16 protein-coding genes and 1 tRNA gene are annotated in these 23,476 nt (G+C 55.8%); 13 read left to right on the top strand and 4 right to left on the bottom strand.

Annotated elements, in window-relative coordinates:
• Window positions 1-3 precede the first annotated feature (3 nt).
• From ACR0LI_RS09415 to ACR0LI_RS09405, 3 genes are all read right to left on the bottom strand, one after another.
• Window positions 4-795, bottom strand: a complete 792-nt coding sequence (locus tag ACR0LI_RS09415; protein ID WP_480718404.1) for an inositol monophosphatase family protein — start codon at window positions 793-795, stop codon at window positions 4-6.
• A gap of 400 nt (window positions 796-1,195) precedes the next feature.
• The gene (locus ACR0LI_RS09410) at window positions 1,196-2,221 is read right to left on the bottom strand and encodes an IS30 family transposase (protein WP_480718403.1); all 1,026 of its coding nucleotides are present in this window, start codon (window positions 2,219-2,221) and stop codon (window positions 1,196-1,198) included.
• 114 nt (window positions 2,222-2,335) lie between these two features.
• Window positions 2,336-2,420: transfer RNA gene (locus tag ACR0LI_RS09405), tRNA-Leu, on the bottom strand.
• A gap of 661 nt (window positions 2,421-3,081) precedes the next feature.
• Between ACR0LI_RS09405 and ACR0LI_RS09400 the strand changes: the two genes are divergently transcribed.
• The 13 genes from ACR0LI_RS09400 (at window position 3,082) to ACR0LI_RS09340 (ending at window position 20,413) form a co-directional block, all read left to right on the top strand.
• Entirely contained in the window at window positions 3,082-3,675 is a 594-nt protein-coding gene (locus ACR0LI_RS09400; protein ID WP_253283273.1) for a hypothetical protein, read from the top strand.
• 2 nt (window positions 3,676-3,677) lie between these two features.
• Window positions 3,678-5,690 carry a dynamin family protein gene (locus tag ACR0LI_RS09395; RefSeq protein ID WP_480718402.1) on the top strand — a complete coding sequence of 671 codons (2,013 nt, stop codon included), beginning with the start codon at window positions 3,678-3,680 and terminating at the stop codon, window positions 5,688-5,690.
• An 8-nt stretch (window positions 5,691-5,698) separates the two neighbouring features.
• Window positions 5,699-7,450, top strand: coding sequence for a dynamin family protein (locus ACR0LI_RS09390; RefSeq protein ID WP_480718401.1), 1,752 nt, complete (start codon window positions 5,699-5,701; stop codon window positions 7,448-7,450).
• A gap of 52 nt (window positions 7,451-7,502) precedes the next feature.
• On the top strand, window positions 7,503-7,904 hold the full coding sequence (locus ACR0LI_RS09385; RefSeq protein WP_171636075.1) for a hypothetical protein: 402 nt from the start codon (window positions 7,503-7,505) through the stop codon (window positions 7,902-7,904).
• 23 nt (window positions 7,905-7,927) lie between these two features.
• Window positions 7,928-8,800: a hypothetical protein gene (locus ACR0LI_RS09380; RefSeq protein WP_480718400.1), complete on the top strand. Its 873-nt coding sequence runs from the start codon at window positions 7,928-7,930 to the stop codon at window positions 8,798-8,800.
• Window positions 8,801-8,868: 68 nt separating this feature from the next.
• Complete coding sequence (locus ACR0LI_RS09375; protein WP_171723765.1) at window positions 8,869-10,911, top strand: dynamin family protein; 2,043 nt, start codon at window positions 8,869-8,871, stop codon at window positions 10,909-10,911.
• The gene (locus ACR0LI_RS09370; RefSeq protein WP_480718399.1) at window positions 10,908-12,194 is read left to right on the top strand and encodes a dynamin family protein; all 1,287 of its coding nucleotides are present in this window, start codon (window positions 10,908-10,910) and stop codon (window positions 12,192-12,194) included. The genes ACR0LI_RS09375 and ACR0LI_RS09370 overlap by 4 nt, the downstream gene beginning before the upstream one ends.
• A gap of 341 nt (window positions 12,195-12,535) precedes the next feature.
• Window positions 12,536-14,722, top strand: a complete 2,187-nt coding sequence (locus ACR0LI_RS09365) for a serine/threonine protein kinase (RefSeq protein WP_480718398.1) — start codon at window positions 12,536-12,538, stop codon at window positions 14,720-14,722.
• 201 nt (window positions 14,723-14,923) lie between these two features.
• Window positions 14,924-15,961, top strand: coding sequence for an FHA domain-containing protein (locus tag ACR0LI_RS09360; RefSeq protein WP_480718397.1), 1,038 nt, complete (start codon window positions 14,924-14,926; stop codon window positions 15,959-15,961).
• Window positions 15,962-15,964: 3 nt separating this feature from the next.
• A complete protein-coding gene (locus tag ACR0LI_RS09355; RefSeq protein WP_171723769.1) occupies window positions 15,965-16,747 on the top strand; it encodes a PP2C family protein-serine/threonine phosphatase in 783 nt (260 codons plus the stop codon).
• A 21-nt stretch (window positions 16,748-16,768) separates the two neighbouring features.
• The gene (locus ACR0LI_RS09350; protein WP_171636090.1) at window positions 16,769-18,031 is read left to right on the top strand and encodes a transporter substrate-binding domain-containing protein; all 1,263 of its coding nucleotides are present in this window, start codon (window positions 16,769-16,771) and stop codon (window positions 18,029-18,031) included.
• Window positions 18,032-18,075: 44 nt separating this feature from the next.
• Window positions 18,076-19,185, top strand: coding sequence for a LysM peptidoglycan-binding domain-containing protein (locus tag ACR0LI_RS09345; protein WP_171723770.1), 1,110 nt, complete (start codon window positions 18,076-18,078; stop codon window positions 19,183-19,185).
• Between the two features lie 265 nt (window positions 19,186-19,450).
• Window positions 19,451-20,413, top strand: coding sequence for a glycosyltransferase family 2 protein (locus tag ACR0LI_RS09340; protein WP_348539516.1), 963 nt, complete (start codon window positions 19,451-19,453; stop codon window positions 20,411-20,413).
• A 585-nt stretch (window positions 20,414-20,998) separates the two neighbouring features.
• Here the strand turns inward: ACR0LI_RS09340 and ACR0LI_RS09335 are convergent.
• Window positions 20,999-23,212, bottom strand: a complete 2,214-nt coding sequence (locus tag ACR0LI_RS09335) for an NADP-dependent isocitrate dehydrogenase (RefSeq protein WP_480718396.1) — start codon at window positions 23,210-23,212, stop codon at window positions 20,999-21,001.
• Window positions 23,213-23,476: the final 264 nt, after the last annotated feature.

Raw genomic sequence — 23,476 nt, 5'->3', positions numbered from 1 at the left:
ACGTTAAGCGCTCCATGCGTTCTCTGCGATCTCACGTAACGTCTCGAACACATCTGGCGTGCCTGCGATCACGCGCCCACCGTCTCGGATCATCGCATCGGCGTTCTGATCCTCGACAACGCCGCCCGCTTCCGCGACCAGCAATTGCCCAGCCAGACAATCCCAAGCATTCATGTGTTCCTCGACGTAACCCAAAAGGCGTCCGGCAGCGACGTAGGCCAACGAAAGCGCTCCGCTGGCATTTCTGTGAAACATCGCCCCGTGCTCGATCAGATTCTCGATCACGGGTAAAACATGACGGCTTTCAATCCGGTTCGAGTATCCTACGGCCACAGTTCCGTCGCGCAAAGGCACTCCTGAAGCGACCCGTATCGGTGATCCGTTAAGTGTCGCTGTTTCTCCGCGCGTTGCGACAAAAGTCTCATCCACGCTTGGATCATGGATCACGCCAATCTCCGTTTGGCCGTTGGTGACACCAGCCAGAACAATGGTCCACGCTGGAATACCGTTCACGAAATTCGTGGTTCCATCAATTGGGTCAATAACCCAGTCAAAGCCACTCTCTCCCGCTACCGCGCCATGTTCTTCACCGTAAATGCCATCTTTGGGCCAAGCCTCCGAGATCTTTTGACGAATGAAGGTTTCGACGCTCCTGTCCGCCTCGCTGACCCAGTCCTGAGCGCCTTTTTGATCAACGACAAGATTGACCCGATCTGCAAAGAACTTATTGGCCATTACCCCAGCCTGCTCGCAGATTTCGGTGGCAAAGTCTCTGCGGTCTGAAAGTCGAGACATAGGAGCTCCTTTTTCGGTTGGAGAGTTGCCCAGCAACATTGCAGGCAAGCCAAGGCCAGGCAAGACAGATAGTCTTTTTGTTTATTTCAGGGGCATTGTTGACTCCGCAAACTTTCAGTTGCTGGTGTTTTCCATCTCCCTCGCGCCCAGAGTGCCGGAGCAGGGGATTCTACCGATCAACTATGCTCAAGTAAGACACTCTGCGCCGGTTTCCAGGTTGCGAAGAGGTTTGCTGGCTTTCCGTTTGACGTGGACTTGAAGCGCTTGAACCGTCGAAACATTCAAAAAGCGCAAGAATCTTGAGGTGTTGAAATCAAGGTGAGACGAGACTCAGTCGCTCGATCTCACTCTTACGTACTCCGACATCCGAAGACTGTGAGCGATACCTGAACTGCGACTCCTATTGCCTTTGAGGGTAGGGGGCTCGGCCCATTTCTTCCATCATCTTTTCCCGGAACACCTCGGCGGGCGTCTTCCAGCCCAGGCATTTTCTGGGCGTCGCATTGAGGCGGTCACTGATCACCTTCAAGTCATGATCAGTGAGGGCCGTAATGTCCCGCTTCCTTGGCGGCCATCTTCGAACGCGGCGGTTGGTGTTTTCGTCCGTGCCTTTCTGCAAGGGTGAGGACGGCTTGCAAAACCAAGTCTGCGTTCCGATCTCGGCCTGCAAATGGGGCCACGAGACAAACTCGGTGCCGCGATCGAAGGTGATGGATTTCCGTGCCAGATGGGGCAGGTTGCCCACCGCCTTCATGATCTTGCCCATCACGGGCCTCGTGCGCTTGTTCGGGTTCTTCAGCAGCACCGTAAACCGGCTGACGCGTTCGACCAGTGACGTGACATTTGACTGGCCAAGAGCCTGTTTGAACAGCATCAAATCTCCCTCCCAGTGACCAAACTGACGTCGATGCGCCACGTCATCCGGGCGAAACAGGATGCTGACATCACGGTCAAACTTGGGGGGCTGGCGCTTTCTGGCGCGGCGTGGCCGACGAAACATTCGATGCTCGGGCAGATACCACCAGAGCTCGTCGGCCATGCCTTCTCTGGAATTGATGTAGCGGTATATCGTTTCCTGACAGACGCGTAGCTTTGCGCCTTCATAGATCATTCGGTTGCCGATCGGCTCAGGCGTCCAGCCATTCTTTAGCCGCTCGACAACACGCTTGCGCAACTCGGGATGGCGGATCAGTTTACGTTGTCGGGCGCGCGGATCCGCAGCTTTCCGATGCGCAGACACGCCGTAGCAGCCATCGCATTTCGGCAGACAAGGATCCGAGAAGAAGTTTCGCTTGATCTCTCGATGGATGGTGGCTTTCGAGCGCTTCAACACACGTGCCACCTCTCGAACAGGAACTTCCGCGTGCCTCCAGCGCTCAATTCTACAGCGCTCTTCGATGCTGAGTTGCGAATACACTGTCCTCATGCCATGACCTCCTCATTAGATAACCCATTAGTTTCTAGTAGGCGTCGCACTTGGAAGTAGCGCGCACCTGGGCGCACTTAAAATTCGTATAATGATGATTATGGTAAATTCATATGGTGCGGGTGGAGGGACTTGAACCCCCACGCCTTGCGGCGCCAGAACCTAAATCTGGTGCGTCTACCAATTTCGCCACACCCGCAACCAAGCGCGTTTGCGCTGGAATGAAGCGGTCAATAACAAAGCTTGCATCGGAGTGCGAGAGGGAAAATTCGAGGAATAGAAAGTTTGTGACTTGCCGGGCTGCCTGGTTGAAAACTGCAACCTGTTTTCGGCCTGGTTGATACCGCAAGCAACGCAACGGTCGCGAAACCAGAGGCGTCTGAAACCCTACCTGCAACCGGTTTGCAAGCAGCTATATGACGCTGCTTTTCGACTTTTGGTTCTCAGGTTGACGCCTGGCACAATCAAGCCATTAAAAACGCGCTAACGTTGAATAGACGCCAGAACTACAAGTCGGAACTTGTGCCGCCAGACTTGATGGAGAATCAAGGCACAACGGACCAGAGTTGATGCAGTCTGATCCGGAAAACTGTCGCAGACTGTGTTACTGGATCTGACAAGGAACATGGTTACATCCTCCAGATCCGGTGTTTTCGGTAAAGCAACGAAACATAAATATCTGTTTTTATTAGAAAGTATAAAATCAAAAGGATTTCGACCTCCAAATCTTTCGAATGCACCTGAAAAGACGTCACCTTCGCGTCATTTGGCTGCGCCGACTATGCATGCATACAAGCTTGCCGGACGTTTCTCGGTCTGATCTGCCTCATCGAGATACTCGCGTCGGTTGAGGCATTCTTATGAGAGATCGACCACATTGCCGCCACAATTCAACCGCTAAAAAATCTTATTCGCGCCAAAATAACACCGCCTTGAAGGTACTTGTTGTTTATCAGGAGTTAATGAGTCTTTTTGCCACTTTGGCGCCGGTACGAGTTTTTTTGCTCAACTCCAATACAAGGCTTTCTGCTGTGACCGATTTGAATCCCTCCGCTGCCGCCGAGCAAGAAGCCGTCTTCTTCGCTCGTGAGAGTTTCCTTGGTGAGCTCAAAACTCTGAATCGCGACCATCCGAATACAGGCTTTGGCATTTCGCTTCGAACGCATTCCGGTGAACATTACCTGCTTGCGAACGCACGCATGCCGTTGCCCGCCGCAAAATCCGAAGGTTTCCCGACCGGGCGCCGTGTTGCGTGCCTCAAGAACGGCGACCGCTTCAGCTCGATCGAAGTTCTGGCAGATTCCAAATCGTACGAGACCATTACACCTCGGGCCGAAGCTGAAATTCTGGGCAATGCATTGGACCTGATCGCGCGGATCGACACTCTGACAAGCATTCCGGCGGGGCGTGTCGCGCACGAACCCGAAATTGCTGCAACGGGAACCGGAGGTTAAGTATGGCGCGCAACGATCACCTTTTGTCTGTGGGCAACGAAGCACTGGCACCGATGACGGCGACCATGGCTTCACTGACAGCTCAGATTGATCAACTGACTGAGGTGGCTGATGCGCGCTCCTCGGCACGGCTGGCGACCCTCAAGACCCGGATGGAGAACTTTACCGCTAGTGTCACGATGGTGGGCCAGGTCAAGGCCGGAAAATCCTCGATCGTCAATATTCTTGCCGGGCACCCCGGCCTGCTTCCGTCAGACGTCAACCCTTGGACGTCGGTGGTTACGACGTTGAACATCAACACGCGCCCGCCCGGTGACACAAAGGCCAAGTTCACGTTCTTCGAGCAGGAAGAATGGGACAACCTGATGGTCGGTGGCGGTCGTCTTGGCGAATTGGCCAATCGCGCCGGCGCAGATGACGAGGTGGAAGACATCCGCCGCCAGATTGGTGAGATGAAGGCCAAGTCAGAGGAACGTCTTGGCAAACATTTCGACCTGATCCTGGGTCAAAGCCATCAGTATGATCATTTCGATGAGGAACTGATTCAGCGTTATGTCTGCCTGGGCGATGAAGACGATCCCGATATTGATCCCAAAACGGGCCGGTTTGCTGATGTCACCAAATCAGCCGAGCTGTATATGGACATTCCGCAATACCCCATCGCGCTGAAACTGTGCGACACACCGGGTGTGAACGATACGTTCATGGTGCGCGAACAAATCACTCTGCGCAGCCTGCGCGGATCCGAAGTTTGCGTTGTGGTATTGGCGGCAAGCCAGGCCCTGACGACAATGGACATGGCCCTGATGCGCATTATCGCGCAGTTCGAGAACCGGCAGATCATCCTGTTCGTCAACCGGATCGACGAGCTGTCCGATCCTGTGAGCCAGGTGCCAGAGATCCGTGACCGCATTCAGGACACGCTGAAACAGAACAATATCGACACAAATACCAGCGTCGTTTTTGGCAGTGCGCTGTGGGCCGAAGCGGCGTTGACCGGGAACCCGGATATTCTGACAGAAGAGTCGCGCCAGGCTTTGAATACGTTCTACCTGGCCGCCGGTTTCGGTGATCAGGCGGCCTCGCTCGATAAAATCTGGGCGCTGTCCGGTCTGCCCGATCTGCTACTGGCCATGAATGAGCGCATTGCAGAAGGTGCCGGAGCGCGACTGATGGACCGCGTCCGCCATCGGGCGCGAAACATTGCCAGTCAGATCCGCGCGACTGCGGTTGCCAGGAATCTTTCCGAAGGTGAAGGCGTTGCACGGGATCTTGACGGCGTATCGCCCGAAGAGGCGGTTAACACGGTGTCAGCCGAATACGAAAAGAAAGTCGCCGAGTTGACAAATGCGCTGCGCGACAAGGTGTTGGAGCGTCTGAAGTCAGCCGAGGACAATTTCGTCAAACGCGCGACGGACTCTCTGATCGCGCATCTTGAAAAAAATGGCGAACAAGGCACATGGCAATACGATCCAGCAGGTTTGCGGACGTTGCAAAAAGCTGCCTATTTCAGTTTCGCCCGCGCCATGCGAAAAGATGCCGGGGCGTTGTACGCAACCGCTGCTGCGGATGTTGAAGCGCTTTATCATAAGATACTCGGCAACCATCTGGGCGAATTCAGCATCGAAGCGCCCATTGTTCCCCGTGTTCCACCGCCTCTCGGCATCGGCCGGACGATCGCACTGGACTTGCAAAGCACCTGGTGGCGACGTTGGTGGCAACGACGAAAGGGATTTGAGGCATATGCGGCGGATTACACGCGGTTGATCGCGTCCGAGGCAAATTCGATCACCAAGGATATCGAGGAAAACCAGATCGCGGCGGTTCTGGAAAACGTTCGCGCGATCCTGACGGATTTCCTGCGCGAGCAGAAGGAAACTCTGCTGAGCATCTCGTCTTCTGCCGACAAGAACCCGGGTCAGACTGCGGCGGCGATGGCGGGCTTGCAGCCACAGAAATCCAAGGACGAGATTCTGGGTGACATACTGAAAGATCTAAGCAACGAAGCGGCATAAGTAGAAAAATGGCAAAAGATACACAAACACGCTTTGTTTCTCCGAAGGCATGGGAACGCATCGAGCAGTGGTCCCGTCGCAAACCGGTTTTCGCCCTGATGGGCGAGTTCAGCGCCGGCAAATCCACGTTGATGAACTTTTTGCTGCGAACGCAGACCTTGCCGACGCAGGTGACGGCAACCCAGTTGCCACCGGTCTGGTTTAGCTGGGGCAATCAGGCGCCCTATATCAAACGCCATGACGGAAGTACTGAACTGATCGAACTGGATCAGCTTGAAACCGTTGGCGTCAATGACGCACAGTTCATCCGCATCTTCCTTGAGGCCGATATTCTGGAAGCTGTCGACCTGATTGACACACCCGGCATTTCGGACCCCAAGATCTCGACGGATGTGTGGCAACGCGCGGTGGGTCAGGCAAACGGCGTTTTGTGGTGTACCCACGCGACACAAGCCTGGCGCGAAACCGAACGCGCGACATGGGTTTCCCTACCCGAGAGGTTGCAACACAACTCTTTGCTTTTGGTGACGCGGGCAGATGCCCTGAGCCTCAAAGACCGTCAAAAAGTACTGCGCCGCGTTAACCGCGAAGCTGGTCACCTGTTCAATCGGTCCATTTTGTTTTCGGCCCGCGACGCGATCACGGCCCGGGACAAGACAGGCGATGCCGAGATGTGGTCGCGCAGCGGCGGCGGCAAGATGATCGACAGTTTCCTGGAGATCACGGAACAGATTATGGACAACCGTGCCGATCAGCTGGCTCGATACCAGATCGACAAGAGCCAAGCCGACGCACCCAAAGTCAAACCTTTGCGCCCTGCCCGTTCATCAAACGAGCCGACAGCCAAAGACGAAGCCACACCCTTGAGGTTGGTGAACCCGTTGGAGGCCGCCGGGCAATCGAACGCTGTAGGCGAAACAGTTGTAACCAGCTTCCCGGTACGACCTGCCCGGGTCGAGCGGCGCTCGGATGAGGCCGAGCGGGTTCGGATCGATGCCGAAGAGGCTGAACGGCTGCGCGCAGAGATGACATCAGAGCCGGTTCCGCTGCCCGTTGAACCCGACACAAGCGATGATCTGCGTTCCTTTTTCAAAGACACCTCGAACGACCCGCTGGAATTGACGAATGTCGCGGGCCTTGAGGGTGACGAAGACGAATTCGAGCTGTCCGTTGACGCCGATCTGGAGGACGCATTGGATGACGACACGGGCGCTCTGGATGATGCGGAAATCAGCCCCGCACCTCTTGCGGCTGTTGACAATTCCGATGACGTGCTTGCCTCGCTGAACACTTCGATGCGAGAGACCCCGATCGTGCCGGATGGCGCAGAAGAGGAATCCGAGCAGGCCGATTTGGCTGAAGATCGCGGCATAGAAGTTTCTGTATCCTCGATTACGGCATTGATGGCCGCGCAAACCGGCAACACTGCGGATGACTATGAGCCCGAACCCGAAACCAGCGGTTTGATCGAAGCTGTCACCACCGAACAGGTTGACGCAGTTGAAAGAAACGTTGCCGCGCTAGGTGACCTGCACGAAGTTGCGGTCGGATCGCCTCTCAGCGCGTCGGATATGTGGCACGAGGTTTCAAGAAATCAAGACTTGCCGCAGGATGCAGAAGGGCTGAAGAACGTATTCAAGGCCTTTCTGGCCGAGTTCGATCAGATCGCCATTGAACACAACGAAAGGCAAACCAAAGAGGCACTTCGATCCATTCCGAAAGCCAAAGAAAACAGCGGTGCTGAATGGCATGTGTTGTAAGGGTGTCCGAATCGAAGTAATGAGAAACTCATAAATGAAAACAATGGATTAGATGTCTATTCAAACCGCACTGAACTCCGCCATGGAAACGATACCCGACTGTATAGCAGCCGGGTATATCGACATGGAGACGGGGATGCTTTTGGGCAGCTCTGTTTCTGATTCCGACTGCGCGGATTCGTTGGATGTTTTGGCGGTGGCTGTGGCCAATCTGTTTCAGGGGCGCGGGGTTGCAGCCTTTGAAGCGCTCTTGCGTCAGGCCGGCAGTGCAGACGAAGAAAACGCTGGCTTCGGGGAAGTCGCCGTTTTTTCCAAGGACAGGCTGAACATCTTTCTGCGGACCAAGGAATATCCTGATCATGTGGTCTGCTATATCTGTCGCAACAGTGCGAATGTCGGACTGGCGCTTACCAAATCACATCTCAGTCTGGGGCCGGTCGCGGCTGCGGTTTGAACGGGACCAGAGGGGGTCACGGCATGATGGACACGGACATTCTCGAGCTGCTTGAAGATATCAGGCGGACCTCGGTCGCACGGCTGTCTCCGACCGTGCGGATCGCTGGGGAAACAGCGGCCGCGCGCCGTTCTGCGGTATTGCGGGCAATCCGCGGCACAGTATTGCCGCGCCGGTTGGAATTTACCGCCGCAAACGGGGATTGTCTGGCAATCGAGGTGAACAGCTCCCGGATCACGGATGTTTTTAAGGTTCCGGCAGGTGAGGTTCCGGACTTTGAAACGGAATCACGCGCCGAACTGATCGAGAAACTGGCCGGATTGGTCTCCGGCATCTCCGGTTCGCCTGCTCCGCTTGAACTGACGTCGGGCAGACCGGACACAGCGCTTGAAGTGGATGACGTGGGTATCACCTTCAGTGAAATCGAGAAAGCCTGCGCTGCCATTGAGCTTCCGTCCGAGCCGATTGTTTCCGTCGTCCCGAGTGCTGAGAAACCTGTTGATGACTTTCCATCCGCCGAGGCAACACCCGATGCAGCGGAAACACTTGCCCAACGTTTTTTTGAAGTGTCGAGCCGCTTCGCCTCGGGTCGTGTGTTCGTGGACAATTCGGACGAAGCCGCACCGCTTTTGGAAGGCGTTTGCAAGCCATCTGAGCCGATGCATCCCGACCAGGACACGCTGGCCCGTTTTGTGGCTGATCTTGCCGGATGGGATGGCGACTCTCAGCATGAGAGTGAAGACCCGCAACTGATTGTCATGCGGCCATCGGGCGGGAAAGGGGCTGGTCTGGCCGTCTTGAGTGACCAAGGTCAGATCGCGGTCGCCATCCACGAAGCCCGCAAACTGGGGGCGGTCGTCAACCTGTGGACCTCTTTGCAGGAGGCCGAGAAATGATTGCCTCCGTTGAATTCAAATTTTCGACTACTTCAATCTGTTTATTATTGTAATCAGGGTAATGAGTAATGAGTGAAACACATCGCCGCGAACTTATTCGCATAGCAGAAGAAATGAACGGGGCAAGCAATGATGAAACGCGCCAATTCATTTCGCGCATCATTGGTGATCTTAGCAATCTGAAACCGTCAATTGCGTTTGTCGGGCAAATCAAGGCTGGAAAATCGCGTCTGATCAACGGCTTCACCGGTCAGGCAGAGTATTTGCCGTCGGATGTAAACCCCTGGACAACTGTTATAACCGACATGCATTTCGGGCACCCTTCCCGCAGAACCCAAGGTGCCGAATTCCACTTCTTCGACAATTACCAATGGCAATCGCTGATCGCCGAAGGTGAAGAACTGCGCAACATGTTTCCCGATGACGAGGACAGCTATAAGCGCGAGATGATCGAAGAACAGGTCGAGGCCATGAAGGTCCGGGCGCGTCGGCGTCTGGGTGACAGCTATGAACAGCTGCTGGGCCAACAGCACGATCTGGACGAACTGACGTCAGATGACCTCGCCAGATATGTCTGTGCCGGGGATGATCCGTCCGAGGACGGGGCTTTGGACCCCGGAAGCGATCGCGGCCTTTACAGCGACATCACTCGCAAGGCCGAGGTTTATTTTGACTTGGGCCATTTTCCGTTTCCACTGACGGTCACCGACACGCCCGGTGTAAATGACCCCCTGCTGATCCGTGAAGAAATTTCACGACAGTATCTGAAGGAATCCGATTTCTTTGTGGTGGTTCTGTCCGCGCATCAGGCATTGTCGCGCGCGGATCTGAAACTGTTCCGGTTGATGCAAGCGCTGGAACTCGGGCAGATCGTCGTCTTCATCAACCGTGTGGATGAACTGGGCGGCGGGGCCGAAGACGCGGCCAAGGTTCGTCTGGATGTATTGGAGGGGTTGGAAAAGGCGCTCGGCAACTCGAACATCGATGTCCTGATGGGCAGCGCGCAATGGGCGCACTATGCTCTGACCGGTGATGAAACCGGAGTGAACCACGACCACGTTCTGGCATGGCTGCGCGCCCACCCGGAACAGATGCAGCAATATCTCAACGGTGTGGCCGAGATCAAACAAGGCCCAGGACCGATCAGCCGCGAAGCGGTTCTGCGCTTTGCCGCAATGATTGCGTCCGGCCTGCCCGATCTGCGCCGTCATGTCACTCAGGCTTTGACGGACGGACCGATCAACGAACAGTTGCGTATGGCCTGGCAACATCTCGACAGCTTCGCACGCGGGGAGCTTGAGCGCTCTCAGGTTCGTTTGCGGGCGCTGCAAGATGAAGACGGCTTGGATGTCCGAAATACCGATGAAAGCGACAAGACACTTGGCGACCTGCGGAAACTGATTGCTGAAAAAACGCAAGAGATCACGCGTGACATGGATGATGTCCTGTCGAATCTGCGCGGGGTCATGGATGACACTGTCTCAGAATCGGTGGCTATCGTTGTGCGCGGGCCGGACGGCCAGTCGCCTCTGCTGGCAAAAGGCGGAGAGACCGAGCTTAATTTTACGCCGTTGCGCGAGCGTATGCGTGAACTGGTACAGGGGGCATCGCAAGTTGTTCGGCAGCGCATGCTCAGCGAGCTTTACGCGATCGACATGCATTGCAATGCCGCCTTGCGGGCATTGCCGGGATGGCAAGAGCCGGTCGACAATCGCATGAACACCAGTGCTGTACGTTGGTTCCGGCCGGACACCACCGCCCTGACCCGTGGCATTACCGTTGAATTGCGTGTAAACTGGCTGTCGCGTCTGATCTCGCGCAATAGCGTTGTGGCGCGTGCAGAACGGCTGATCGTGCAGGAGTTCGAGCTGATCGGGGATGACCTGATCGACACGACCCGCGACGATCTGTTGGAACGGCTGAATACGGTTCTGGACCACTATATGGCCCTTCTGGCCGGTCATCTTGAGCACCGTTCCAACTCAGGAGAACTGAACGCCCAGGCGGAAGCGCAAGGTGCCTTCGACAAAGCACGTCGCATTGCAGCTGAGCTGGAGACGGTTTTTGGAACACCCGATGCGGATGAAAGACAAGCAGAGGCTGCGGAATGATTGAATTTCCCGGAACTGAAAAGGAAGTACGCCAACTGGAGCGCTTCCTGACCGCAACTGAACACCTGACGCCTGACGAGGCGTTGGAGGATATGCGTGCGCGGGCTCTGTCCCACGCTGAACGTCTGTCAAACGCGGTCAATATCGGTTTCGCCGGGGAATTCGGCGCAGGCAAGTCAAGTCTGGCGAACATGCTGGCTGGCGCGGACATTCTGCCAACCGGCCCGCAGCATCTGAAATTGCCGCTTGTGATCGTCGCATACGCGGATGCGCCCGAAACGACTGTCGGTTGGTGGAACAGGGAACCAAAGACATACTCCGGCATAGTGCTGGAAAAAGCGGCCCAGGAAGAGCCCGATTTCATATCGGTCGGTATCAATACTCCGGCCCTCAAGGAAATATCGCTGTTTGATCTTCCGGGCTCGGGTGCTCTGGATGATACCTACAAGCCGACTTTGGATCTGCTGAAATTCGTCGATTGTGCCATCTGGTGCACAAATGGAACCAATGCCTGGCGCGAGACCGAGCGTCACTTGTGGTCTCAGGTGCCCCCGGAGCTTCGGGCCAACAGCCTGCTCGCCGTAACACATGCTGATCTGCCACCGGTGCAGGGTGCCCTGGAGCGCGTCCTTGCGCGTCTGAACAAGGAAAAAGAAGGAATGTTCCGCGCCGTTGTCCCAATTGGTACGCCGGTCGCCGTGCGTGCCATGGCGCAGGAGCCAGAGCCCGACTTTGCGCTTTGGGAAACCTGCGGCGGGCAGAACCTTGCGGAACACGTGCTGGAAGCGGCATCCGACCGGCGCCGCGGCGATCTCGAGGCTGCGCGGAAAGATTTGCAGCAGGACTTCCTGCCCTATCTTGAAGCGCTGAAGGGCGCAGAGCCAGAGCCTGTTTCGAATGATACCGCATCAATGCATTCAACGCTTGGGTCTGCCCTGCCCCCGTTGAACAACCCCATTCTCGAGGACTGGCTGGCCGCAATAGCAAGCATCTATGAAGATCTACGTGAAACCTCTGATATCGAACCGGCCGCGTTTCTGAGCAGCTGTCAGGAGATCGTCGAAGATTTTGCGGAACGGCTGGAACAAGGTGGCGAAATCGACCCCGAAGCTGATTGGATTCCCGCAGAATTTGAAAAGGCGACAGATTTGCTTCTGTTGCTGCAATTCGAAAGCGGGGACGCACCATTGAAGGACGCAATCAGCATTCTGGCGCAGCTGGGCGACAACCTTGCATGGGCTGGCAGCACGATCGCAGCGGCGCAGCCGAAAACCGGAACCTGACGCTTTCCCGTCAAGATTGAGCTGCATTGCAGCGATTCGAAGGGCCGAGGAATCGGCCCTTTATTGTTTCGAATTCGTGGACCAACACGCTTGATTTCGGGTTTAAGTTTTCAATCAGCCCATACCCATTGTCTATATATAGATCCGTACATACCATTAGGCACAACATATGCCATCACGCGAAAAACGATCCATAGTGAAGCCATCAGGCGGCCCCAATAAAGTCAAATTTGAAACGTCTAACCGTTCTCAAGTGTCCTGCGGTTGTTTTTGGTTGTGAGTTCGTGGGCTGTCGGCCCGGTTTTTCTAAGCCGCAAAATGAATAGAACGGGCGGATTGAAATGAGCCACAACCAGGCTGTCGGCGCGACGCACGACGAACCGAAAATTGAAGGATTGCAGCCAGGCGCAAAGCTGTTGCGCGGGCAGTATGAAATCCTCCGCTATCTCAGCAACGGCGGATTTGGGATCACTTACCTGGCGCGCGACAGCCTGGAGCGCGACGTCGTTATCAAAGAGTGCTTCCCCGGAGCGCTGTGCCGCCGCAACGGTGATCTGGTCGAACCAAACGACCCGTCCTTCAAGGACGACCTGCGCTCGATCATTGACCTCTTTATTCAGGAGGCACGCAATCATGCGCGTCTGGTACATCCCAATATCGTAGATGTGCATCAGGTGTTCGAAGACAATGACACCGCATATATCGCAATGGATCTCATCCGTGGGTGCGACCTGCTGGATTACGTGGAAAACCCGGAGAATGACGGCGGCCCTGATTTCATCGTTCAGGTCACCGAAAAAATGTTGTCCGCGGTGTCTTTCATTCACCAGAGCGGCATGTTGCATCGGGACATTTCGCCGGACAACATTCTGATTGATGAAAACGGAGACCCCGTCCTGATCGATTTTGGCGCCGCACGCGAGCAAGCGGCGAACAAATCGGCAGCATTGCTGACACTGCGCGTGATCAAGGATGGATACTCTCCGCACGAATTCTATGTGCGGGGCGCGGATCAAGGGCCCAGCAGCGACCTTTATGTTCTGGCCGCCACGCTTTATCACGCCATCAGCGGTGAACGCCCCATCGACGGCCAGAGCCGCCTGAACGCGTTCAACAACGGGCAGGATGACCCCTACACGCCATTGACCGGTCGTTTCGAAGGATACCCAGACGGGTTCCTCGAAGCGATTGACAAGGCGATGGAAGTTCACGCCACGGATCGTCTTCAATCTGCATTGGATTGGTTGCGCATGTTCCGCGGCCCTGGCGTCATGTTCGACACATTCGCCTATCGGCCCGTGTCCGTGATTGTCGGCATGGATCGCAAAGACAAAGAGGAAGAAAAGGCCCGGATCAAGGCCGAAAGCGAGAACGCCGAAGCCGTAGTTACGGCCCTGCTGGCCGGAAACTCGGACATCGTTCTTGGCAACGAAGACAAAAAAGATAGCGATCTGACCAAAATCTCAAAGAAAGAGGAAACCCCGGTCGCTGTCGATACAGTGGTTCAGAGCGGGTCCGGCGGCAGCGGCAAGCTGATTGCAGGCGCGGCTGTTGTTGCAGTTGCGTTGGCCGCAGGTGGTTTCTTTGTGATGTCCGGCGACAAGACGGAAGACCAGGCAGAAACACCGGTCGCGCAGCCCATGGCAGACATACAACCCGCTGAGACAGAGGCGCCCGTTACCGATCCTTCTGTCACAGAGGCCACCGATCCCGAACCCGAAGTGGTCGTTGCACCCGAACCCAAACCGGAAGAGCCTGTCGAGCAGGCACAACCAGTACCTGCGGAGCCAGCTGCCACAGAAACAGCCTCCGTAGACACTGAACGTTCCGAAATTCCGGCACAGTCGGAAGAAGTGACTGATATTGCAGCAGTGTCTGAGATCGAGACACCTGCGACTGATGCAATCGCCAACGCCGGTGTTCCGGCGGAACAGCAGGTGGCGTTTGCGCATTGGGATGTCGATATCCCCTTCCAGACATCCCGCCGCCGCGGCTCTACCGGAGCCACCATTGCAGTTACGGGGGTGGACGCCAATCAGGACATGAGCGTGATCGGCGATTGGGTACAGCGTGGCGCTGTCATCTATACCCTGAATGGCAGCCCGGTCCGCCAGGATGTACCTTTTGCGGCGCAGGTTCTGGATAACCTGAAGGTTGATGCCGATGGGTACACAAGGGTTGCTGCCCGCTATCGCCCGCTGGGTCAGACCCGGGCGCAAAATGGTTTGTTGGCCCTTCCCGCCATACGATCCGTTGGTTTAGAAAATGGTTACACCTTTACCGTGAGCGCCGATGGCAATAGCGGATGGCAAACCACGGTGAACGCAGTTCCGGCTGACGCGGCAGTAAGCCTGCAAAAAGACGATGTCCTTCTGAATGAAAGCCATTCCGGCATCACATTTGACGGCTCGGAAAGCCTTGATGAGATGCTGGCCGCACTCGTTTCAAGCGAGCAGCCTGAGGCAAATCTGACAGTGTTGCGCAATGGGGCCGAGACGGCCGCAATCATGCAACTTGCACAGGAGTAATCTGACCGGTTCGATAGTGATCTGCCAGTGTGTGTTTGCTGAAGGTGGTATCAAGGTGTGCCACCCTGGCGGGAACCGGCCCGCCGCAGAATGTACCAGTTCCCATGGGTATCCATTGAGTGGCTCTGCGCTGACGTGCAGGGAACAGTAGCAGCTTACGACGCGGCTTATCTGCGTCACTAACTTGAAGGTGTCGACACCATGTTCAAATACAAAAGCCCTCTGAGCCGGCTTCTCGAAGGTGCCGGCAAATCCAAAGAAGAAGACGTTGCCGAGAAACCGGCCACAGTAGACGGTGCTGTAAGCGAAGAAGAAAAGCAAGAACCCATTGCGGATTTCAACGCTTTGCGCGCCGCATTGGCCGGTGGAAACATGACATCCGAATCCTATGAGGAAACGGATGAACTGATCCCCGAAGAAAAGATGCCCGAGTTTGACGAGGCCGAGCCGGAGGCAGTGGCCGAACCCGAGGAGTCGATCTTTGCCGAAGACAGTTCGGAAGAAGACAACTTGGAAGAGGGCGACGCTCTGAAAAACGTTCTGGTGGAAGAAAATGTCGAAGAACTGGTTGAGGTCGAGCAGGTTGTCACCCTGCATTTGACGGAAACACCCGCCGAGACTTCGCCAGAGGAAGCAACGGCTGAGGTCGTGTCCGAACCTACCGAGCCAGAAGTCGGCGAGGTTGAGGTTGCCGAAGCTCCGGCCCCAGAAGAGAAGCAGGTCGAAGACACGGTTGAGCCGGTGATTGAGCAGGTTGAAACAGCCCCTGCCCCGGTCGAGGATCGCCGTTCACGGGTCAAAACGACATTTCTGGGATTTGAGCGCGCCGACACGCATGTTCAGGACCTGATCGAATCCTCCGAACCCGTAGCAAAAGCAGAAGCGGCGCAAGAGACATTCCCGGTGGGCTGGCTGGTTGTAACAGCCGGTCCGGGACGAGGTTCAAGCATTACGCTCACCGAAGGCCTGATGCAAATCGGGCGCAACGATGACCAGGCCATTCAGTTGGATTTTGGCGATACCGGCATTTCGCGCTCGAACCATGCAGTCATCGCCTATGACCCCGAAGACCGGAAGTGTTACTTGGGCCATGGCGGCAAGGCCAATCTTGTACGCCTGAACGGCAAACCTGTTCTCAGCACCGTGGCCCTGTCCAACGGAGACCTGATCCGCATCAGCGAAACCTCGATCCGGTTCATGGCTTTCTGCGACGACGGTTTTGATTGGCGGGATTCCTGATAAATGCTGGCAACTCCGGCATATGATGTTGCGCTGATCCTGAACCAGGGTCAGCGGGAAACGCAGGAAGACGCGATTGCAGCCCGCATGTTTGACGCGTCGGACGCGGGCTATGTTGTGATTGCGGACGGTATGGGCGGCCATGAGGCGGGTGAAATAGCTTCGGAAATGGTAGTGGCTGCATGGCGCGACGCGCTGGACGCAGAACTTGAGGCAGAAACCCTGAACGAAGGATCCGCGATAGATGCGCTTCCTTTGGCCGCCATGCAAGCCAATGCCGCGATCGCCAACTACACCGAGGCCAGGGGTCATGGCTTCAACATGGGATCAACCATGTTGGGTGTCCTTCTTCTGGGGCGGCGTGTGTTCTGGATTTCGATCGGCGACAGCCCTCTTTACCTGTTTCGGGACGGAGCGTTGACGCAGGTCAACGAAGACCACTCGATGGCACCCGTGATTGCGTCGAAAGTGGCTTCGGGCGAGATCACCGAAGCGGTGGCCCGGGACATGGACAGCAATCAATTAACGTCCGTGGTTACAGGCGGGGCCATTCCCAAAGTGGATTGCCCGGAAGATCCATTGATCGTGTCGCCCGCCGATGTCCTGATCCTTGGAAGTGATGGGTTGCAGTACATCAGCGACACCGAAATTCAAGCCATTCTGCGGGATCATCAACAGGGGCTGGCTCAAGACATTGCCGAAGCATTGCTGACGGCTGTGCAGGCCAAGGGTGACCCGGATCAGGACAATCTTTCTATCGCAGTGGCGAAACTCACAAGAACCTAAACAGGCAAAGCAACAGGACCCATGATAAAGCACTTACTCATATCAAGCCTTGCCCTTGCTGCCGCCACGGGCGCGGCATCTGCGCAAGAGGCGTGTTCAAGTTATGAAATTCAACGCGGCGATAGCTTACGGGAATTGGCAATCGAAGTGTATGCGACCGAGGACTTTCGCATCATTTTCGACGCGAACCGGGATGTTATCGGTTCCAACCCCAATATCATCCGCGTCGGCGACGTTCTGGAACTGCCCTGTCTGGAAGATGTCGGGCGTGCTCCGGCGCTTGCTGACACCGAGGCAGAGCGGCTGGCCGCCGAAATGGCGGCAGAGCTGGTAAAAGCCGCAGAAGAACGCGCCGAGAAAGCCGTGGCCGAAGCGGAAGCCCGCGTTGCGGCAGCGGAAGCCGAGGCAAAGAACGCGAGTGAAGAAGCGGTCGTTGCAGCACGCGCTGCTGCCAAGGAAGAGATCGAAGCCGCCCGTGCCGAAGCTGCCGCTTTGATCCGAAATGCCGGAACGGGTGAACGGCCCGAAATCCGGGACCGTCAATTGCTGTTGATCACTGGCGGTAACTACGCTCCGTTCACCGATGAATCTCTGCCCAATCGGGGGCTCTATACCCATCTGGTTGAGACAGCGATGTTTCGTGCCGCTCCCGAACAGGCCTACAAGATTCAGTTCGTGAATGACTGGTCTTCGCATCTGGACCTGTTGATGCCGACACTCGCATTTGACGCCACCTTCCCCTGGTCGCGTCCCAATTGCGAAGAGGCCGTTGCGCTGTCGGAAGATGATCGCAATCGGTGCGAGACCTACAATTTCTCAAACCCGTTCTACGAGGTCGTGGATACGTTCTTCGCCCGCGAAGGTTCCGGCTATGAGGAGACATTGACCTATGCCGATTTTGCCGGTGCAACGATCTGCCGGCCAGAGGGTTGGTCTTTGTCTCACATGGACGCTGTAAGCCTGTACGAACCGGTCATCAAACTTCTGCGGCCAACGTCACCGGATGATTGCTTTCACGCTTTGATGGAAGGCACCGCAGATATCGTCGCCATCGAGGCACATCTGGCAGCCGAGGCAATTGAACGGCTTGGGTACAAGCACCGGATTATCGAAAACCCCAACCTTGCGGCCATCAAGTCGCTCAACGTCATGACCCACAAAGATAATCCTGATGGGGAAGCGATCCTTGAGACGCTGAATCAGGGTCTGGCAATCATGCAGCAATCGGGCGAATGGCGCGACATCGTGTCAACCGCCCTGCGTCATCAAATGGAAAATGGATAAGGCCCCGATCTGGCCTGACAAACTAAAGTCTGGAGGAAGTGGACATGTTTAACGAGAAGATGAAAAAGGTTGCGCTTTCAGCAACTGCTATTACCGCTCTGTGCGCAGGTGCCGCTGCAGCACAGGAAGCTTGTACCAACTATACCGTCCAAGACGGCGATACCATGGCGACCATTGCAATCGCAGCCTACGGCACGTCGAACTATCAGCCGATCTTCAACGCGAACCGGAACGAAATCACCAACCCCAACGCTCTGGAGCCAGGTCTGGTTCTGGCCCTTCCCTGTGAGGACGGTAGCCTGCCCAATGGTCAGAGCGCGCAGGAAATCATCGCAGCTGAAGAACAACGCGCGGCCAGCGTCAAACGTTCGAGCGTCTACCAGCCACCGATCAAGCTGGTGACCGGCAATGGCTGGGCACCTTTCGCCGATGAATCGCTGAACGGCGGCGGAGCAATCACCCGTCTGGGCACCACGGCTTTGCAGCGTGGCGGCAACGCGCGCGACTATTCCGTAAGCTTCGTGGATGATTGGAACTCGCACTTGGAAACTCTTCTGCCTCTTGGCGCCTTTGACGTGTCCATGGCGTGGAACATGCCGGATTGCACCAACCGCACCTACGAATGGTCCTGGGAAACCGAGGTGCGCTGCACCCAGTTCGATTCATCTGTTCCGGTCTACGACATTGTCGTCGGGTTCTACACCATTCCGGAAAGCCAGTATGCGAATGCGACAACCTTTGAAGAGCTGAAGGGCGCCACGATCTGCCGTATGGATGGCTGGTTCATCCATGATCTGGAACAGGAAGGTCTGCACAACGGTGAAACCATGACGCTGATGCAGCCGATCACCGCACGCGAATGCCTTGACGCGGTCCTGACCGGCACCGCAGATGTTGCAACCTTTGAAGTTCAGCTGTTCTCGGACACAATGGTTGAAATGGGCCTGAACCAAAACGACCTGGTTGAGAACCCGTACGTGACCTCGCTTTCCTCGCTGCGCTTTATCAGCCACCGCAGCAATCCGTTCGGCAAGCAATACCTGGCGATGCTGAACAAAGGCCTGAACGAGATGCGCGAAACCGGGGAATGGTATGCGATCGTCTCCGACACGCTGCGCGAGCACAACGAAAAACTGATGGCAGCGTCGAACTGATCCCTCGGTTCAGCTGAAACTTTGGGGCCGGTTCTTCAATCGGCCCCTTTTTTGTCAGCGTCAAACACGAGGTTTTTCAGAATGACAAATTTTGGCCTCTTATCTGCTTCATAACAGCCTCAAATACACAGCACCTTCAACCCCAAGCACGATCATCATTCAATTGATGCCAATGAAAGAGCGTGATTTGCATATGATACAGGGCGCCTTCAATATTCAGAATAACTCACCGTCGTCCGCGACCAGATCGGATTTGGACGTTGCAGTGATCTTGCCCTGCTACAACGAGGCCGTTGCCATAGGTGAAACCGTTCGGCAATTCCGCGCGGCCCTGCCCGACGCAACGATTTACGTATATGACAACAATTCCACCGACGACTCCGTCAAGGTCGCGCTTGAGGCAGGCGCGCGGGTCTATTCCGAAACATACCAGGGCAAAGGCAACGTGGTCCGTCGAATGTTTGCCGACGTTGATGCGGATGTCTACGTTATGGCTGACGGGGATGCGACCTATGACAGCGCGGCGGCGCCGGAATTGATCGACATGCTCGTTTCGCAGAATCTGGATATGGTCAACGGCGCCCGTGTGAATGAAGAAACTGAAGCCTATCGGCGCGGCCACAAATTTGGCAACGCGTTGTTCAGTTGGCTTGTGAAATTCTTCTTCAACAGCAAAATCAACGACCTGCTTTCGGGTTACCGCGTTTTCAGCAGACGCTTTGTCAAAAGCTTCCCCGCAGTATCAAACGGGTTCGAGATTGAAACAGAGCTAACAGTTCATGCGATGCAGATGCGCATGCCAATCGGTGAGGTTCAAACAAGGTATTCGTCACGCCTGCCAGATTCGAACTCTAAGCTGGCGACGTTTTCCGACGGGTGGCGGATTCTCAAAATGATCGGCTTGTTGATCAAGGATGAAAAGCCCGTTGCGTTTTTCCTGTCATTGGCCGTGTTGATGTTTTTGCCTTCGCTCTTTGTGTTTGCATCCGTATTCCGGGAATTTTTGGAAACAGGGCTTGTCGATAGAATTCCGTCTGTCGTCGTCGCAGTATCCGGTTTTGTTGCGACAATGCTGTCCATCGTCTGCGCTTTGATTCTGGAATCTCTGGCTCTTGCCCGGAGGGAAGCACGTCGTCTGTCATATTTGCAGCACAAAGGTGTAGCTGCGTCAGGCGTTGACCAAATCAAGCCATCGCTTGTCGAGGCTCAAACCCGTCGATTTGGCTGATTAAAATCAACCCCCAGTTCAATGCTAGGCAAATGAACGGCCTGTTCGCGCGTAAGCGTCTGAACACGCTGGTTTGTTCAAGGATTTGGTGAACCAGATACGCAAATGGCCAGCACCCCAAATGCTGGCCATTTTTCTGAGTGAGTGATATAGCCCTAAGGCCTCACCAGTGAAATTCTTTGTCCCCAAATACCTAACGCGGACTGAAAACCGGCGCTATTGGGGGAATCCCGTAAATCTTAAATTTTTCCAAAAATCAGGATCTTTCGATCCTTGCTGACCGCCCTGTTCGCACCTGTTCGCAGTTTCAGGAAAGCGATCGAAATTTGCGCCTGGTGTCCGGACGGCCCAAGCGCTGGAACCCAACGTGATGCGCAGATGTTTACCGGGCACACATTGCGCAAGTCGTTCATAGGACCTGACAAGGTTGGTTTTAACGGCGCAGCCACAGCAAGCTACAGATCGTCAGGCGTAAGGTTCGGGGCGGGTCTTTGGGCAATCCCGCGTTCCATGAAAAGGACCGCACAAAGGCGGTCCCTTCGTGTTTTGATGTCGGACGAAACTCGCCCGCCTGTTCGACGGCGATCAGCCGATGATTGCGTTCAGCGTAGCGCTGGGGCGCATCACAGCGGCGGTTTTGACCGGGTCAGTGTGATAGTACCCGCCCAAATCCACCGACGGTCCTTGGACTGCGGCCAGTTCCGACAAGATCTGCTCTTCTTTCTCTGCCAGCGCTTTTGCAAGTGGTGCCATTTCAGCTGCCAGATCGGCATCGTCAGATTGGGCAGCCAAGGCTTGGGCCCAGTAGCGCGCGAACCAGTAGTGGCTGTCGCGGTTGTCCGGTTCGCCGACTTTTCGACTTGGCGACCGGTTGTTGTCCAAAATGCCCTGAGTTGCGGCCTCTGCCGCAGCGCCAAGAACACCTGCCTTCGCGTTTCCTTTGGCGTCGGCCAGGAAGTTCAGTGATTCCCCCAGCGCGCAGAATTCACCCATCGAATCCCAGCGCAGGTGATTTTCCTCGACCAATTGCTGCACGTGTTTCGGTGCCGAGCCCCCTGCCCCGGTTTCGAACAGGCCGCCGCCATTCATAAGCTTGACGATCGACAGCATCTTGGCCGAGGTGCCCAGTTCGAGAATCGGGAACAGGTCGGTCAGATAGTCACGCAGCACGTTGCCGGTGATGGCGATGCTGTCCTTTCCGGCGGTGATGGTTTCCAGCGTCTGGCGCGTTGCCTCGCGCGGGGCCATGATCTGGAACTTGTCAGCCCCGCCCGCAGCCTCGAGCGCCGGTTCGACATATTTGATCAGCTCTGCGTCGTGGGCACGGTTCGCATCCAGCCAGAAGATCGCCTCGGATCCGGTCAGGCGCTGACGGTCCATCGCCAACTGTATCCAGTTCTCGATCGGCGCCTTCTTGACGGTGCAGGCCCGCCAGATGTCACCCTTTTCGACCTCGTGCGAAAGCAGGGCCTCGCCATTGGCCAGAACGATGCGCATTGAGCCGTCGGCGGGCGCCTCGAAGGTGGTCGGGTGGCTGCCGTATTCCTCGGCCTTCTGCGCCATAAGGCCAACATTTGCGACCGCACCGGCAGTGGCGGGATTCAATGCACCATTGGCTTTGAAGAACTTGATGCTTTCATCATAAACAGTTGCATAGCACCGGTCGGGGATGACGCAATTTGTATCACCCTTGGCACCGGTCTCATCCCAACCCTTGCCGCCCGCGCGGATCACCGCTGGCATCGAAGCATCAATGATCACATCGGAAGGAACATGCAGGTTGGTGATGCCCTTGTCGCTATCCACCATATACATGGATGGACGATCAGACTTGATCGCGTTTATTGCGGCGACGATCTCGGCATTGTTTTGTACCCGCTCAAGCAAATCGCCAAGACCCGAGTTCGGATTCACACCCAGCGCATCCAGTTCCGCACCGAATTTGTCGAAAACCGGCGCCAACCAGACCTTGACCGCATAGCCAAAGATGATTGGGTCCGAGACCTTCATCATCGTGGCTTTCAGGTGCAACGAGAACATTGTGCCGTCTTTCCTGGTGTCCTCGATGGCCTCTGCAAGAAAGGATGACAGTGCTTTGACTGACATGAAGGTCGCATCAGCCACGGTGCCTTCGTCCAGCGACCACGCGTCCTTAAGGACAGTCACACTGCCGTCTTTGCTGACAAACTCGATCCTTGCATCGCCCGCTTGGGCAGCGGTGATGGTGGACGATTTCTCATTGGCGTAAAAATCGTTGCCCGACATGGACGAGACTTTGGTTTTGCTGTCCGAGGTCCATTCGCCCATGGAATGCGGGTTGTTGCGGGCATAGTTTTTGACAGCCCGCGCCGCACGGCGGTCACTGTTACCTTCACGCAGAACCGGGTTCACGGCCGAGCCTTTGATGGCATCATAACGCGCACGGATCGCCTTTTCTTCGTCGGTCGAAGGTTCTTCGGGATAGGCCGGGATATCATAGCCTTGCGACTGCAACTCTTCTATGGCGGCCACCAGTTGCGGAACCGATGCCGAGATGTTCGGCAGCTTGATCACATTGGCGTCCGGGGTTTTTACCAGCTCACCCAATGCTGCCAGATCGTCCGAGACACGCTGCTCATCCGTCAGGTTTTCGGGGAAGGCTGCCAGAATGCGCCCGGCCAGTGAAATGTCCTTGGTGCCCACGCTGACGCCAGCAGCCGAAGCGAACTTGCGAATGATGGGCAGGAACGAGGCGCTGGCCAGTTCGGGCGCTTCGTCTACAATGGTATACAATATGTCGAAGTTCGATTTATCTGCCATATTCTTTTACCTTTTTAAGCCTTTCGGGGCGTGCGATCCAAGAGTTGAAGCCACTTCAGCGTGGCGCGGGAGGGGCGCGATCACGATACCGCCCCTGGGTGACTCTGTTTTGACAGGGCCTCCCTTAAATCACGTTACGCTGGGAATCAATCATCTGTGCCCGCGCGTTTTGCCACGGGCTGGGCTTGGATGGCTTTTGATGTCATCAGCTCAACGTTTCACCCGGCTGTCTTTGGCGTTTCCCTTCAGGTCACGCCACATGTT

Source organism: Ruegeria sp. CL7 (genome assembly GCF_056536445.1).
The sequence above is the reverse complement of the archived record's forward strand: the minus strand, read 5'-3'. Positions and strand labels throughout refer to the sequence as shown.